Source organism: Streptomyces sp. NPDC036764, assembly GCF_055609385.1.
Genome location: NZ_JBVJPT010000007.1, coordinates 352,925 through 368,934, shown reverse-complemented (window position 1 = coordinate 368,934; position 16,010 = coordinate 352,925). Strand labels below are relative to the sequence as shown.

12 protein-coding genes and 1 other RNA gene are annotated in these 16,010 nt (G+C 72.1%); 11 read left to right on the top strand and 2 right to left on the bottom strand.

From position 1 onward, the window contains the following. Positions 1–44: 44 nt before the first annotated feature. A complete protein-coding gene (locus tag ACZ69Q_RS26600) occupies positions 45–3,596 on the bottom strand; it encodes an FHA domain-containing protein (RefSeq protein ID WP_471046275.1) in 3,552 nt (1,183 codons plus the stop codon). A gap of 369 nt (positions 3,597–3,965) precedes the next feature. On the opposite strand from ACZ69Q_RS26600, the gene ACZ69Q_RS26595 reads away from it, so the two are divergent. The 4 genes from ACZ69Q_RS26595 (at position 3,966) to ACZ69Q_RS26580 (ending at position 9,109) form a co-directional block, all read left to right on the top strand. After that, the gene (locus tag ACZ69Q_RS26595; protein WP_471046273.1) at positions 3,966–5,633 is read left to right on the top strand and encodes a protein kinase domain-containing protein; all 1,668 of its coding nucleotides are present in this window, start codon (positions 3,966–3,968) and stop codon (positions 5,631–5,633) included. A gap of 118 nt (positions 5,634–5,751) precedes the next feature. Beyond that, complete coding sequence (locus ACZ69Q_RS26590) at positions 5,752–6,993, top strand: serine/threonine-protein kinase (RefSeq protein WP_471046271.1); 1,242 nt, start codon at positions 5,752–5,754, stop codon at positions 6,991–6,993. Between the two features lie 94 nt (positions 6,994–7,087). After that, positions 7,088–8,194 carry a peptide chain release factor 2 gene (gene prfB, locus ACZ69Q_RS26585; protein ID WP_471046269.1) on the top strand — a complete coding sequence of 369 codons (1,107 nt, stop codon included), beginning with the start codon at positions 7,088–7,090 and terminating at the stop codon, positions 8,192–8,194. Positions 8,195–8,488: 294 nt separating this feature from the next. Continuing rightward, entirely contained in the window at positions 8,489–9,109 is a 621-nt protein-coding gene (locus ACZ69Q_RS26580) for an LPXTG cell wall anchor domain-containing protein (protein ID WP_471046268.1), read from the top strand. Between the two features lie 108 nt (positions 9,110–9,217). Here the strand turns inward: ACZ69Q_RS26580 and ACZ69Q_RS26575 are convergent, their stop codons facing one another. After that, positions 9,218–9,409: a hypothetical protein gene (locus ACZ69Q_RS26575; protein WP_471046266.1), complete on the bottom strand. Its 192-nt coding sequence runs from the start codon at positions 9,407–9,409 to the stop codon at positions 9,218–9,220. Between the two features lie 303 nt (positions 9,410–9,712). On the opposite strand from ACZ69Q_RS26575, the gene ftsE reads away from it, so the two are divergent. From ftsE to ACZ69Q_RS26540, 7 genes are all read left to right on the top strand, one after another. Next, positions 9,713–10,402 (top strand): cell division ATP-binding protein FtsE, encoded by a 690-nt coding sequence (ftsE, locus tag ACZ69Q_RS26570; RefSeq protein ID WP_030952755.1) that lies wholly within the window; start codon positions 9,713–9,715, stop codon positions 10,400–10,402. A 37-nt stretch (positions 10,403–10,439) separates the two neighbouring features. Continuing rightward, positions 10,440–11,357: a permease-like cell division protein FtsX gene (gene ftsX, locus ACZ69Q_RS26565; protein ID WP_471046265.1), complete on the top strand. Its 918-nt coding sequence runs from the start codon at positions 10,440–10,442 to the stop codon at positions 11,355–11,357. A 68-nt stretch (positions 11,358–11,425) separates the two neighbouring features. Then, a complete protein-coding gene (locus tag ACZ69Q_RS26560) occupies positions 11,426–12,592 on the top strand; it encodes a S41 family peptidase (RefSeq protein ID WP_471046263.1) in 1,167 nt (388 codons plus the stop codon). Between the two features lie 59 nt (positions 12,593–12,651). Then, positions 12,652–13,194, top strand: a complete 543-nt coding sequence (smpB, locus tag ACZ69Q_RS26555; protein ID WP_471046360.1) for an SsrA-binding protein SmpB — start codon at positions 12,652–12,654, stop codon at positions 13,192–13,194. Positions 13,195–13,283: 89 nt separating this feature from the next. Beyond that, positions 13,284–13,652: a transfer-messenger RNA gene (ssrA, locus tag ACZ69Q_RS26550) on the top strand. Between the two features lie 173 nt (positions 13,653–13,825). Next, positions 13,826–14,851, top strand: a complete 1,026-nt coding sequence (locus ACZ69Q_RS26545; RefSeq protein WP_471046261.1) for a DUF4232 domain-containing protein — start codon at positions 13,826–13,828, stop codon at positions 14,849–14,851. Between the two features lie 149 nt (positions 14,852–15,000). Next, on the top strand, positions 15,001–15,984 hold the full coding sequence (locus tag ACZ69Q_RS26540; RefSeq protein WP_471046259.1) for an extracellular catalytic domain type 1 short-chain-length polyhydroxyalkanoate depolymerase: 984 nt from the start codon (positions 15,001–15,003) through the stop codon (positions 15,982–15,984). Positions 15,985–16,010: the final 26 nt, after the last annotated feature.

Below are 16,010 nucleotides of genomic sequence, written 5' to 3'. Positions count from 1 at the left end.
GCCCGTCCTCGGACGCGGGACGGGCCGAAACGCGCCGGGTGGCGTTACAGGAGTGACGGCACCTCGGTCGCCGAGACCTCCCGCGCCGCCCGCTCCACCGCACTGGCCAGCAACGCCAGATCCGTAGGACCGTTCCCCAGCTCCCGCACCTGACGCCGGGCCGGCGGATCACCCATCCGGTGCCACTCCAACGGCACCACCGTCGGCCGCAGCGTCGCCGTCCGCGGAATGCGTCCGGTGACCCGGCCGCCCTGGAACGGCATCACCCGTCCGTCCGCCCAGGCCAACCGACCGCGCCCCGGCGCCGGTTCGTCAGGCCCCGCGGCCACCGCGTCCAGCGTCACCCGCAGGGTCGCCCGACGGGCCGGCTCCGACTCCGCCGTACGCCCGCCGACCGCCGTGGCGGCCACCAGATGCACGCCGAGCCGCTCGCCCTCGCGGGCCACGGCCTCCAGCGCGCGTATCACCGAGCCGGCCGCCGGTCTGCCCGGCGAGCCCAACGCGGGAGAGACCAGGGCGTCCAGGTCGTCCACGACCACCACGAGCCGGGGCAGCGGCGGCACCGCCTCGGCCTGCCGGCGCCCCGCTCCCGGCCGCAGCCGCATCGTGGAACTGGGCGGGCTGTCCAGGTCCCCGGTGTGGTCACCTGCACCGCTGCCGGCTCCCGCCGCCGCGCGCTGCGTGACCATCCGGCCCGACAGCGCGCGCCCCGTGTGCCACTCGGCGAAGTCGGACCGCCCGAGCAGTTCGGCCCGCCGCTTCAGCTCGGCGCTCAGCGACTGGGCGAACTCCCGCATCCGGACGGGGTCGTTGGCGGTCAGGTGGGTGGTGACATGCGGTATGTCGGTGCACGCCCGCAGCCCGTCGCCGTGCCCGCCACCCGCGCCGACGCTGTCCCGGCCGTCGATCAGCACGACGCCCAGCCGGTCCGGCCGCTCGGCCGCCGCGAGCGACGCGACGACGGCCCGCAACAGCTCCGTACGCCCGCTGCCGGGCGGTCCCTCGATCAGCAGATGCGGCCCGTCCGCGCCGAGGTCCGCGCCGACCGGGCCGCGCGGCCCGGCCCCGAGCACGGCACACGCGCGGCCGCCGAGGGCCTGGGGGTCGTCGGCCGCGTCGGCCCACCGCGCCATCAGCGACGCGGGCGTGGCGCGCGCCAGCCCCAACTCGTCGAGCAGCCGCGCCGCCTGGGGCAACGGCACGGACACGCGCGCGTGCCGCTCCCCGAAGCCGCCCTCCGTGCGCAACGGCGCCAGTGCCCGCGCGAACCGCTCCGCCCAGGGCAGCGATACGGCGTCCACCGCGGCGACGGTGCCGTGCCCGACGGGACCGCGGGCGGCGCCGGACGGGTCGTGCTGCTGGGTGGTGCCGTCCCGGTCCGTGCCGTCGTTCACCTGCTCGCGGTCGACGGCGCCCTGTGCGCCGGCCCCGCCCCGCGCCACCCGCATCAGCCGCAGCGCCGTCGCCACATCACCACTGAGCAGCGCGACCGCACCGCACTCCCGGAACGCCGGCGACACCGTGCACGCCGCCTCGTACGTCTCCGTCACCGGCGACGCGGGCGACGCCGAAGCCGTCTCCGCGAGGCACACGACGTGTATCCCGGCCCGCGGCCCCTCCAGCGCCAGCCGTGCCACCGCCTCGCGCACATCGGCGCCGCCGGGATCGCCGTCCACGACGACCACGGTGTACGGCCCCGCGAACCCGTCCGTCACATCGGCCGGGTCGTCCTCCCGTGCCCACGAGGGCCGGCGTGCGCCACGCCGGCCGGGGACCTGGCCGTCCGCCACGGCCGCGTCGCTCCGGCGGGCGGCCGTGACCGCGGTGCCGCCCCGCGTCGCCGTCTGCGCCGTCATGTCCTCCAGCCGCCGCAGCAGCTCCTCCGTACGGGCCGTCGCCTGTTCGCGGTCGTAGGCCAGCAGCAGACGGCAGTCCTGGCCGTGCCCGGGGCGGACATGCGGGAGCCAGCCCAGCCATGCCCACTCGGCGGTGCGCTCCTCCAGGGGGCGGGCGCGGTCCACGCTGAGCAGGACCACTTCCAGGGCGCCGGGCGCGTGCAGTGCGGCGAGCTGGGCGAGCACCGCGCGGGCCAGCCCGGCGAGCCGCTCGCGCGGACCGGCCAGGCCCAGTGCCCCGACCTCCCGCAGATCGGCGGTCACCGGCACCGCGGGCAGCAGCCCCGAGCCGTCGGGTGCCGTCCGGTCGGCCGTGCCGAGCCGCACCGTGAGCGCCTCCGCGTGATCGGGTGAGCGCTCCCACAGCCGGGGACCGGGGCCCAGGGCCGTCAGCAGCAGCGATGCCGGGTCCGGCCAGGTCTCCGGCTGCCGGGGGCCGTCGGCAGCCGCGGGCCGCCCGGGCTCCTCCACCGGCTCGTCATCGTCGTACGCCCCGTCCCGCGCCGCCCCGTGCTCCGCTCGCCCGCCGGCCAGCCGCCGCGCCCACGCCGTGAGCCCGCCCCGCCTGCGCACGCCCTGCGGAACGTCGGTGCCGCGCAGCGGGGTGCCTTTACGGGTGCTGCCGGCCGCCGCGCCCTCGGCGAGCGCGGCCGTAGCAGCCGAATCGGAGGCGAGGCCGGGGTCACCGGCGGCTTCGCCGCCGAATGCGCCCGGACCGAAGCCCGCGCCGTGGGTGTCACCGCCGCGCGGTCCCGGGACCGTCCTGCCGGCTCCGCCGTGCCGTTCGATCCGCGGTGCGCCGCCCTGGACCGGGACGATGGGCGGTTCGACGGGATCGTGTTCCTGCGCGGCCGGATCGCCGCCGTCCGCCACGCGTGCGTGGCGCACAGCCGGGTCGGCGGGCAGCGGCGGCCGGGCGCCCGCATGGCCGTCGCCCCCGCCGGGGACGCGCACATGCCCCTCCCCGTCCGGCTCCGTCCGCACCCGCGCGCCCGGACCGCCGGCCGGGGTCAGCCGCAGGGCCGACTCGCCGATCCGCAGCAGGGCGCCCGGTGCGAACCGCACCGGGCGGGTGGTCAGACGGGCGCCGTCCAGCGTGGTGCCGTTCGTGGAGCCGAGGTCGGCGACCGAGACCCGGCCGTCGGCGGCGACCGTGACCGCGCAGTGCAGCCGGGAGACGTCCGGGTCGTCGAGCGGGACGTCGGCGTCCGCGGAGCGGCCGATGCGGATCTCGCCGCCGTGCAGCAGATGGACGCCGCCCGCGTCCGGGCCCGCCACGACATGGAGCTGGGTCGGGGCGTCGTCCAGCTCGGGGTGGGGTTCGGGGGCCGCCGGGGCGCCCAGGGACAGCACCGCGCCGTCCGTCAGCGGGGGCTCGCCGAGGGTACTGCGCCGGTCGTCGAGCCGCTCCGCGCCCGCGTACAGCACGACCGGACCGCCGCCGCGCTCGGTCTCCGCGCCACCGTCGAATCCGCCCGCGCGGGAGGTGCCCCCACCGCGGGAGGTGCCCGTGTCGCCGGCCACCGACGAGGCGAGCGCCGATGCCACCGCGGCCAGGGCGGTGCCGGCCGGTGCCGTGACCAGTACGTCGCAGCTCGCGGCGCGGCCGCGCGCCGATGGGGGTCCCCCCTGCTCGGACGAAGCCGAGAGCCTGGCAGAAGGCGGGGCCAGCGGGTCTACGACGGTCAGCCGGATCTGCATCGGCGTCAGCGGTCCCTTCTACGCGGGCGCGGACCAGGGCCCGTCTGATGGATCTCCCCACCCCACACGAGCACATCGGCCAGTACTCCACGCATCCTCGCACCTGCCACTGACAACGCGCCCCCCGCCCGAAGGCAAGTGATCTTGATTGGTCGGCTCTGCCCGCAAAAGTGCCTGACAGTTGACCTGTGGGCGATCGCTTGAGATCAGTCACGTCTGCTTGCGGCAACCACGAGACTGAGCCGAGCGTCTTTCCTTCGAACATGTACGGGATGCCGTACGTAAGACGCACAGAATGACGACAGGCCGGTGCCCGGGGGCACGGCACTACAGTGGGTCGGAACGTAGGCAAGCAGCAGGGAGCGCGACGTGCGGCCGGTAGGCAGCAAGTACATCCTCGAGGAGCCGCTGGGTCGCGGCGCCACGGGGACCGTCTGGCGAGCCCGCCAGCGGGAGACCGCGGGTGCCGAGGCGGCCGTGCCGGGGCAGCCCGGCGAGACGGTCGCGATCAAGGTGCTCAAGGAGGAGCTCGCCAGTGACGCGGACATCGTCATGCGGTTCCTGCGCGAGCGGTCCGTCCTGCTCAGGCTGACCCACCCCAACATCGTCCGGGTCCGTGACCTGGTCGTCGAGGGCGAGCTGCTGGCCCTGGTCATGGACCTCGTCGAGGGCCCCGACCTGCACCGCTACCTGCGCGAGAACGGCCCCTTCACCCCGGTCGCAGCGTCCCTGCTCACGGCCCAGATCGCCGACGCGCTGGCCGCGAGCCACGCCGACGGCGTCGTCCACCGCGACCTGAAGCCCGCCAACGTCCTGCTCCGGCAGGACGGCGGTCAGATGCACCCGCTGCTGACCGACTTCGGCATCGCCCGCCTCGCCGACTCCCCGGGTCTGACCCGCACCCATGAATTCGTCGGCACGCCCGCGTACGTCGCGCCCGAGTCCGCCGAGGGCCGCCCGCAGACCTCCGCCGTCGACATCTACGGCGCCGGCATCCTCATGTACGAGCTGGTCACCGGGCGCCCGCCGTTCGGCGGCGGCTCCGCCCTGGAGGTCCTGCACCAGCACCTGAGCGCCGAGCCGCGCCGCCCGTCCACGGTCCCCGACCCGCTGTGGACCGTCATAGAACGCTGCCTGCGCAAGAACCCCGACGAACGGCCCAGCGCCGAGAACCTCGCCCGCGGCCTGCGCGTCGTCGCCGAGGGCATCGGCGTGCACGCGAACTCCGCGCAGATCGCCGCCGCCGAGGGCGTCGCCGCGCTGCTCGCCCCGGACCCGGCCCCTGCCACCGTGCCCGGCTCGGCCGACCCCACGCAGGTGCTGCCGCACGGCGCCGGCTCGTTCGACCCGAACGCCGCGACCAACGTCCTGCCGCACACCGGCGCCCCCGGCGCGGCCGACCCCACGGCCGTCCTGCCGCACACAGGCGGCCCCGGTGCCGCCGACCCCACGGCCGTCATGCCGCCGATGCCGCAGGGCGGACCCGGCCCCGAGGACCCGCACCCCTGGCAGAACCAGCTCCGCGCCGCCCGGGACCGCAACGAACAGACGCAGGTCCAGTACCTCGACCCCAACCAGGACCCGCTGCGCCGCCGCCCCCAGCGCCAGGTGGCCCGCCCGCAGCAGCAGCCCCCGCAGCGCCCGCCGCAGCGCGGGCAGCAGGGCGGTTACGGCCATCCTCAGCAGCACCAGCCGCAGCCGTACGCCCCGCCGCGTCAGCCGCAGCAGCAGCCCCAGCGGTACGCCCCGCCGCCGCCTCCGCCGGAGTCGCAGCGTCCGCCGCGCGAGCCTCGTCAGCCGCGCCAGCGCAGCGCCAACCCGATGCGGATCCCCGGCCTGGGCTGCCTCAAGGGCTGCCTGTTCACGATCGTCATCCTGTTCGTCGCGGGCTGGCTGGTCTGGGAGCTGAGCCCGTTGCAGGAGTGGATCGGCACCGGCAAGAGCTACTGGGCCCAGCTCTCCGACTGGTTCAACACGGTGACCGGCTGGATCGGCGAGCTGGGCGGCAGCTCGGGCGGAGGCTCGGGCACCAACTGACCGGCGTCGGCCAGTTTGGTTATAAGTCGACATCTGGCGGGTGATTTCCGCCTCGGGAGTGAAGGTTGGCTCTTCGGACGCGTAGTTTTAGCGACAACACGCGTCGGTAGGAGCAGTCTTGGCACGGAAGATCGGCAGCCGGTACACCGCCAACCAGATCCTGGGGCGGGGCAGCGCCGGCACGGTGTGGCTGGGCGAGGGCCCCGAGGGGCCCGTCGCCATCAAGCTGCTGCGCGAGGATCTCGCGTCCGACCAGGAACTCGTCGGACGCTTCGTGCAGGAGCGCACTGCGCTGCTCGGACTGGAGCATCCGAACGTCGTCTCCGTACGCGACCTGGTCGTCGACGGCAACGACCTCGCGCTCGTCATGGACCTGGTCCGCGGCACCGACCTGCGCACCCGCCTCGACCGGGACCGCCGCCTCGCGCCGGAGGCCGCGGTGGCGATCGTCGCGGACATCGCGGACGGGCTGGCCGCGGCGCACGCGGCCGGCGTCGTGCACCGGGACGTCAAACCGGAGAACGTCCTGCTGGACATGCAGGGCCCGCTCGGACCGGGCGGCTCCCACCCGGCCCTGCTGACCGACTTCGGTGTGGCGAAACTCATCGACTCGCCCCGCCGTACCCGCGCGACGAAGATCATCGGCACCCCGGACTACCTGGCTCCGGAGATCGTCGAGGGCCTGCCGCCCCGCGCCGCCGTCGACATCTACGCACTCGCCACGGTCCTTTACGAGCTGCTGGCGGGCTTCACGCCGTTCGGCGGCGGCCACCCGGGCGCGGTGCTGCGCCGCCATGTCACGGAGACGGTGGCGCCGCTGCCCGGCATCCCCGACGAGCTGTGGCAGCTCATCGTGCAGTGCCTGGCGAAGGCGCCGGCCTCCCGGCTGCGGGCCTCGGAACTGGGCACGCGGCTGCGGGAGCTGCTGCCGCTGGTCGTCGGGATGCCCCCGCTGGACGTGGACGAGCCCGACGCGGAGCCGGCGGAGGACGAGGCTCCGGCCGCCGAGGAGGCCGCCCCGCAGGGCGAGCGGGTCCGGCGGCGCGGCGCGGTGCCGCTCGTGCCGGGCGCGAAGCCGGCCGACTCCAACCGGGACACGCATACGTCGATGAGGGTGCCGGCGCCCGACGAGCTGGCCGGCGGCGCCCGCGGCACGGCCCGGGTGCCGAGGGCGACGGGCGCCCCGCGTCCTGGCTCGGCCCGCCACCGGGCGGTGGCACGGCGACGCCGGGTGGCCCTGGGGGCGGCGGCGGTGGCGCTGGTGGCCGCGGCGGGTGTGGGTGCGTGGCTGGCGACGTCGGACGACGACGCCGGGGCGACCCCGCAGGACACGAACAACTCGGCTCCGGCGAATCCGTGACCTGCTCCGGGGCGCACCGCCCGGTTGCCCCGGATGTTCCGGCCGCCGACGGCACCCGGACCTCGCCGCTTGGCGGAGCCGTTACGCTGGAGGCGTGGCAGTCGTCGATGTATCCGAAGAGCTCAAGTCCCTCTCCTCGACCATGGAGTCGATCGAGGCCGTTCTGGACCTCGACAAGCTGAGGGCAGACATCGCCGTGCTCGAGGAGCAGGCGGCCGCGCCGTCCCTGTGGGACAACCCGGACGAGGCGCAGAAGATCACCAGCAAGCTGAGCCACCTGCAGGCCGAGGTCAGGAAGGCCGAGGCGCTGCGGGGGCGGATCGACGATCTCGCCGTGCTCTTCGAGATGGCCGAGGAGGAGGACGACCCGGACACCCGTGCCGAGGCCGAGTCCGAGCTCACGTCCGTCCGCAAGGCACTGGACGAGATGGAGGTCCGCACGCTGCTCAGCGGTGAGTACGACTCCCGTGAGGCGCTCGTCAACATCCGCGCCGAGGCGGGCGGTGTCGACGCCGCCGACTTCGCCGAGAAGCTCCAGCGGATGTACCTGCGCTGGGCGGAGCAGAAGGGCTACAAGACCGAGGTCTACGAGACGTCGTACGCCGAAGAGGCCGGCATCAAGTCGACCACCTTCGCCGTGCAGGTGCCGTACGCCTACGGCACCCTCTCGGTCGAGCAGGGCACCCACCGGCTCGTGCGCATCTCGCCCTTCGACAACCAGGGCCGGCGCCAGACCTCCTTCGCGGGCGTCGAGATCCTTCCCGTGGTCGAGCAGACCGACCACATCGAGATCGACGAGTCCGAGCTCCGCGTGGACGTGTACCGGTCCTCGGGCCCCGGCGGCCAGGGCGTGAACACCACCGACTCCGCGGTGCGGCTCACCCACCTCCCCACCGGCATCGTCGTCTCCTGCCAGAACGAGCGGTCTCAGATCCAGAACAAGGCCACCGCGATGAACGTGCTCCAGGCCAAGCTCCTCGAGCGGCAGCGCCAGGAGGAGCGGGCCAAGATGGACGCGCTCAAGGGCGACGGCGGCAGCTCTTGGGGAAACCAGATGCGGTCGTACGTGCTGCACCCGTACCAGATGGTCAAGGATCTGCGCACGGAGTTCGAGGTCGGTAACCCCGAGGCCGTTTTCAACGGTGAGATCGACGGTTTCCTCGAAGCCGGAATTCGCTGGCGCAAGCAGCAGGAGAAGTAAGTTTGTCGACAAGGCAACTGCCGCCGTCCCGGCGGTAGTTGCCTTTTCTGTTCCTGCATGTCTGGGTTTTACATCACACTCACAGCTTCCAACCCCTGGCAAAGAGCCCGTACTTGGACATCGCGCGCGCAACGGCCTTGACGATCCCTTGAAAAATGGGAAGGGTAAAGCGTGGCATGCGTATCTCTGGGGCGCATGTGAACCGGGGGGCTCTTGTTCTGCTACCCCCGTCGATCACAGCCGGCCCCTGAGCGCTGCCTCACTGACGATTCGGCTACTGGGGGTAGCAACCACATGACCAACAAGACGCGGATCCGTATAGCGCGCCTCGCGGCCGGCGCCGTGATCGCGGCCGGTGCCTCGCTGACCGCTGCGGGTGCCGCTTCTGCCGCGGAGGCGGAGGACTGCATCCTCGGCCTCTGCATCGGCGACGACGAGCCGACCGACCCGCCCACCGACGAGCCGACGGACATCCCGACGGACATCCCGACGGACATTCCGACGGATGTCCCGACCGACGTCCCCACGGACCCGACGGACCCGACGGTCGAGCCGACCGAGCCGCAGGAGCCCACCGAGGACCCGACCACCGACCCGACCGACCCGGGTAACGGGAACGGCAATGGGAACGGCAACGGCAACGGCAACGGGAACGGGAACAACGGCGGGGGCAACAACACCGACCCCGACGGTGGCGCCTCCACCCAGGAGGAGGGTTCCTCCTCCCTGACCGAGACCGGCACCGACAGCACCGGCGCCAGCACCTCCGCCCAGGGCGGCGGCGACGAGCTCGCCGAGACCGGTGCCGCGCAGACCACGTTCCTGCTGGTCGGCGCCGCCACCATGATCGCCGGTGGCATCGGCTTCCGCGTGCTGCCGCGCCTCGCCGGTGGCCGTGGCGGTGCGGCTGCCTGACGGTAGCCGATCGTCAACACCGTGTGACTGACGTCGCAGGGCCGAGGGGCCCGGAGCGTGCTTCGCTCCGGGCCCCTCGTCATGTCCGCGTACGGTGTGTGCGGTGCCCTATGCGGTCTGGTGCGCCAGCAGGGCCACCGCCGCGATCAGCACTGCCAGCAGGGCGATCAGCGTCATGGGGTTCAGGCCCGCCCACGGGTTCTCCTGCTGAAGCCGCTGGCGATTCGCCCGGCACACAGGGCAGCGACCCTCACTCACGGGCGCGGCACAGTTCGCGCACACCAGCCGGTCGTACGTCATGCGCCACCCTCCTTGCGAGTCCCTCCGGGGGGTTCAACGGGTCAGGCCCCGAGAACGTTCCCTCCCTCCACAATGCCAGGTTCTCCGGCAAAGGGCGCGGGCGCCCTCGGAAGGGTGCTTTCCATTGTCTCGCGGCCGCGGGGCCGTGTGTGGCTGGTCGCGCAGTTCGCCGCACCCCTGAGGGCGTCCCCTCATCCGGCACAAAAGGCACAACCCTTACGCAACCCCTTCTGGCGACTGCGCCCCCGCCCCTGGTTCGCGTATGGTCACGCTCATCTACCCCCGGCGACCCGTGGTGCACCCGTGATCCGATTCGACAACGTCTCCAAGGTCTACCCCAAGCAGACCCGCCCCGCACTCAGGGATGTGTCCCTGGAAGTGGAGAAGGGCGAGTTCGTGTTCCTCGTGGGGTCCTCGGGCTCCGGAAAGTCCACCTTCCTGCGGCTGATCCTCCGCGAGGAGCGGGCCAGCCACGGACAGGTGCACATTCTGGGCAAGGACCTCGCGCGCCTGTCCAACTGGAAGGTGCCCCAGATGCGCCGCCAGCTCGGGACGGTCTTCCAGGACTTCCGGCTCCTGCCGAACAAGACGGTCGGCGAGAACGTCGCCTTCGCACAGGAGGTCATCGGCAAGTCGCGCGGCGAGATCCGCAAGTCCGTGCCGCAGGTGCTCGACCTCGTCGGACTCGGCGGCAAGGAGGACCGGATGCCCGGCGAGCTGTCGGGTGGTGAGCAGCAGCGGGTGGCCATCGCCCGCGCCTTCGTGAACCGGCCCAAGCTGCTCATCTGCGACGAGCCCACCGGCAACCTCGACCCGCAGACCTCCGTCGGCATCATGAAGCTGCTCGACCGGATCAACCGGACCGGCACGACGGTCGTGATGGCCACGCACGATCAGAACATCGTGGACCAGATGCGCAAGCGAGTCATCGAGCTGGAGAAGGGCCGCCTCGTCCGCGACCAGGCACGCGGCGTCTACGGCTACCAGCACTGACCCGACCCGTCCACTTCAAAGGCCTGAAAGAGACGCCATGCGCGCCCAGTTCGTTCTGTCCGAGATCGGTGTCGGTCTCCGCCGCAATCTGACGATGACCTTCGCCGTCATCGTCTCCGTCGCCCTGTCGCTGGCCCTGTTCGGCGGGTCGCTCCTGATGAGCGACCAGGTCAACACGATGAAGGGCTACTGGTACGACAAGGTCAACGTCTCGGTCTTCCTCTGCAACAAGAGCGACGCCGAGTCCGACCCCAACTGTGCCAAGGGCGCGGTCACCGATGACCAGAAGAAGGAGATCCTCGGCGACCTGGACAAGATGTCGGTCGTCGAGAAGGTGACGTACGAGTCGCAGGACCAGGCGTACAAGCACTACAAGGACCAGTTCGGCGACTCGCCGCTGGCCGCCTCGCTGACGCCGGACCAGATGCAGGAGTCGTACCGGATCAAGCTGAAGGACCCGGAGAAGTACGAGGTCATCGCGACCGCGTTCGACGGGCGCGACGGCGTGCAGTCCGTGCAGGACCAGAAGGGCATCCTGGACAACCTCTTCGGGCTCCTCAACGGCATGAACTGGGCCGCGCGGGCGGTGATGGCGCTGATGCTCGTCGTCGCGCTGATGCTGATCGTCAACACCGTGCGCGTCTCCGCCTTCAGCCGGCGGCGGGAGACCGGCATCATGCGGCTGGTCGGCGCCTCCGGCTTCTACATCCAGGCGCCGTTCATCATGGAGGCGGCGGTCGCCGGGCTCATCGGCGGAACCGTCGCCTGTGGCTTCCTGGTGGTCGCGCGGTACTTCATCATCGACCACGGCCTGGCCCTGTCGGAGAAGCTGAACCTGATCAACTTCATCGGCTGGGACGCGGTGTTGACGAAGCTGCCGCTCATTCTCGCGACAAGCCTGCTGATGCCGGCGTTGGCGGCGTTCTTCGCGCTGCGCAAGTATCTGAAGGTGTGACCAACGCCAATGGGGCCGTACGGGCAAGGCGCCGTACGGCCCCTTCGCGTTGTCCTAGACTCACCGGCATGTCAGGTCGTGACCTGTTCTGTCAGCCCCGCCGCTTCGGCCGCGGGGCCGCCCTGACATTGGTCTTCGCGAGCGTGCTCGTCGCCGGTGCCGCGACCGGCTCGCTGCCCGGCCCTGACCGGAAATCCCCGGCCGGTGCGTCCCGTTCGGCCGCGCCCGAAGGCCGGCACGAGGACGTCGCCGAGGCGGCCGCCGAGGCCATGGCCGCCGGCAAGTCCCCCGTGGAGGCCGCCGAACGCGCGGTCAGCCGCAGCGGTGACCGCTGGGGCGCCGTCTACTCCCAGGGGGAGTACGAGGAGTTCGAGCAGGCCCTCGACGGCGCCTACACCGGCGTCGGGCTGTGGGCGCGGCGCGAGCGGGACGGCAGTATCGAGGTGACGAAGGTGCGGGCGGGGTCGCCCGCCGCCACCGCCGGGATCCACGCGGGCGACCGACTGCGCAGCGTCGACGGAGAGAAGGTCGACGGGCGTCCCGTGACCGAGGTCGTCTCCTTACTGAGGGGCGACGCCACGGACGCGCCCGCCGGTACGCCGGTGAAGGTGGGCATGGAACGCGGCACGCGCGCGTGGGATCTCACGCTGCGACGCGCCCGGCTGTCCGTCGATTCGGTCACCAGCCGGGAACTCGCCGGCGGCATCACCGTCATCCGGATCGCGTCCTTCACCAAGGGCGTCGGCGCCGCGGTCCAGGACGCCGTGCGCCGGGTGCCGGCCGCTTCCGGCATCGTCCTCGACCTGCGGGGCAACTCCGGCGGCCTGGTCACCGAGGCCGTCACCGCCGCCTCCGCCTTCCTCGACGGCGGCCTCGTCGCCACCTACGACGTCGACGGCGACCAGCGCGCCCTGCACGCCGAGCCCGGCGGCGACACGGGCAGACCCCTGGTGGCGCTCGTCGACGGCGGCACCATGAGCGCCGCCGAGCTGCTCACCGGGGCCCTCCAGGACCGTGGCCGCGCGGTCGTCGTGGGCACCCGCACCTTCGGCAAGGGCTCGGTCCAGATGCCGAGCCGGCTGCCCGACGGCTCCGTCGCCGAGCTGACCGTCGGCCACTACCGCACTCCGTCCGGACGAGCCGTCGACGGCAGGGGCATCACCCCCGACCTGGAGGTCGACCGGGGTGTCCTGGAACGGGCCGAGACGGTCCTCAGCGGTCTCGGCCAGTCGTAAATAGGCTTTCCGCGCACCCCCTGCGTAGTGCGAAAATGGACGGCACTATGAGCAAGGGAATGTACGTACCCAAGGAGTCCCAGCCCAAGCAGGGCGGCGCTGCCGCGAAGGGCAGGGACGGCGAGAAGGGCGGCAAGCGCAAGATCGTCGCCCAGAACAAGAAGGCCCGGCACGACTACGCGATCATCGACACGTACGAGGCGGGCCTGGTGCTCATGGGCACCGAGGTCAAGTCGCTGCGTGAGGGTCGGACGTCGCTGACCGACGGCTTCGTCCAGATCGACAGGGGTGAGGCGTGGCTGCACAACGCCCACATCCCCGAGTACCACCAGGGAAGCTGGACCAACCACTCCGCGCGCCGCAAGCGCAAGCTTCTCCTGCACCGCGAGGAGATCGACAAGCTGGAGGCGAAGTCCCAGGAGACGGGTCACACGATCGTGCCCCTCGCCCTGTACTTCAAGGACGGCCGGGCCAAGGCCGAGATCGCTCTCGCGCGAGGCAAGAAGGAGTACGACAAGCGCCAGACCCTGCGGGAGAAGCAGGACCGGCGGGAGTCGGACCGGGCGATCGCGGCGGCGAAGCGCAGGCAGCGGGGCGCGTAGCCGCCGGGAATACAGTGGCATCCGCGTGCGCTGGTCACGTACGATGGCATCGCACCCCACGCAGGGTGCACGCATTGAAAACACAACATGGGGATGATCGGTTTCGACAGCGGCTGTTGAAACAGGGGAAGCGTGTCGAGGAAGCGGCAATGATCTCGTTAACCATATGTCGCAAAAAATAATCGCCAACACCAAGCGCGATTCCTTCGCCCTCGCTGCCTAAGTAGCGACTTGCGAAGTGTCAGCCCGGGGCTGTTCCCGACCCGGATCCTGGCATCAGCTAGGGAACTAAACCTTGATCCCGGTCACGGGGTGAAGAGGGAAATCTAACAGTGACTGGGCCCGTCGGCGACTTGTTCGCGTGATCGCCGGGGCCGAGAAAATCACAGCGAACTGCACACGGAGAAGCCCTGATTCTGCACCGTTGGACGCGGGTTCGATTCCCGCCATCTCCACGATCGGGAGGTTTCCGGACCTCCCTAACCCATGTGGGCAAAGGCCCCGTCGCTTTCGAGCGGCGGGGCCTTTGTCATGCGGCCGTATGGGGCCGGAGTGATCTGTGACACTGCTGTGACCGGAGGTGTGGGCTCCGCCACAGCCCGTGGGAGCGGTCCCTTGGTGAGGTGGGCGGATGCCCAGAGCCTTCCGTACCGTTCCCGCGGCCGTCGCCGGACTCCTGCTGCTCGCCGCGTGCGGTTCGCAGAGCGCCTCGCCGGAGGACGCGGGGCCACAGGCCGGCGGTGACGGACGGGTCAGGGCCGAGGCGCTGTGCCCGTCGGACTTCACGCAGTACGGCAGCCCGCCGCCGTCCGCCGACCCGGCCGTCACCCCCTCCGGCACGCCGACCCCGCTGCCCCTGCCGTCGCCCGGCGCCACCGGCGAGGCCGGCGTACGGGTCACCGGGCTGTACGCCTGGGGAGAGGGCAGCGGCTGTGCGGCCGACTACAGCGCGGAGTTCGAGGTCACCAACCAGGGCACGAAGGCGGCCACTTACACGGTGACCGTCGGATTCCTCTCGGCATCCGGGGGCGCGGTCGACAACGTCGACAAGACCGTCGGGTCGGTCGGGCCCGGGCGCACCGTCAAGGCCGCCGTGGCCATGCGGGAGCAGGTCGCACAGGCGCCCGAAGTGACAGGCGTGGACGTGATCGAGGTGCGCAGCGTCCCGGACGGCGAGGCGTCGTCCGCAGCCGGGCCCTGCCCCGCGTCCGGGGCGCGGGTCTACGCGGACGAAGGGGACGCGGCCATGGGGCTGCGCGTCGTCGGACTGCACCTCGTCAACTGCGGCACCCGGCCCTACCGGGTCGACGGCTACCCGAAGTTGGAACTGCTCGACGAGGACCACGACAGCGTCGTCGGCGTACGGATTCTCCAGGGGACCGACGGGATCAGCACCGGCGTGGGTGGCGGCGACAGCCCGCAGCCCGTCGTCCTGCGTCCCGGTGAGGCCGCGCGGGCCACGCTGGCGTGGCGCAACACCACCGGCTTCGGTGACCCGGTGAACGCGCCCTACGCGCGCGTGTGGGCGAAACCCGGCGCGGACCCGGTGACGGTCGTACCGGAACTCGACCTCGGCACGACGGGCAAGCTCGGGGTCGGGCCGTGGGAGCGGGACGAGACGTACCGGGATGCCGCCACCGGCACCCCGCGCCCGTGACCGGGTAACCCCTGGTCCGCGCGGGATCCGAGGGTGCTCGTGCGGCAGTTGCGCAGGCCGAGCGCCGGTTGAACAACCATGGTGGGCCCGCCCGATGTGGTGCTCCACCCCATATCGGCGGGTGGTTCACGCTTCTACGGTCCCTCGGCATGACACCGACCAGAGCCGCAAGCCGTCATGTCCCCCTCCTGGCGACCCTTCTCGTCGCCCTGATAGCCGCCTTCCTCACCCCGGGCCGCGCCTCGGCCGCCTCGCTCCAGGAGGTGACCGGCTTCGGGACCAACCCCGGTGCCCTGCGCATGTTCCGGTACGTCCCCGACGGGCTGCCCGCCGGCCGGCCCGTGGTCGTCGCGCTGCACGGCTGCACACAGAACGCCGCCGGCTATGGCACCGGCAGCGGATGGCTCCAGCTCGCCGACCGCTGGGGCTTCTCCGTCGTCCTGCCGCAGCAGCAGACCGCCAACAACGCCTCGTCCTGCTTCAACTGGTTCCAGACCGGGGACATCGCACGCGGTCAGGGCGAGGCCGCGTCCGTCGCCCAGATGGTCGACCGGCAGCTCGTCGACACCTCCGCTGACGCGTCCCGCGTGTATGTCACGGGGCTGTCGGCCGGGGGCGGGATGACCTCCGTGATGATGGCGGCGTACCCGGAGAAGTTCGCGTCCGGCGGGATCGCGGCCGGGCTGCCGTACGGGTGCGCGCAGGCCGCCGGGTCGCCGTATGTGTGCATGTACGTCGGGGCCACGCAGACACCGAAGCAGTGGGGCGACCGGGTGCGTGCCGCCCGGCCCGGCCACAGCGGGCCCTGGCCCACCCTGATCGCCTTCCAGGGCACGGCCGACTACACCGTGAAGCCCGTCAACATGACCGACCTGATGCGGCAGTGGACCGATGTGCACGGTGCCGATCAGACCGCCGACGTGAGCGACACGGTGGCCGGGTACCCCCACCAGGTCTTCCGGGACGCGGCCGGGCGGGCGGTCGTGGAGACGTACAGCATCACCGGGATGGGGCACGGGCAGCCCGTCGACCCGGGCAGCGGGAGCGAGCAGTGCGGGAGCGCCGGGGCGTATGTCCTGGATGTGAATCTGTGCGGCGCGTACCGGATGGGGCGGGCCTGGGGGCTGGGCTGAGCCGAGGTGCTCTGTCGCCGAGGGCC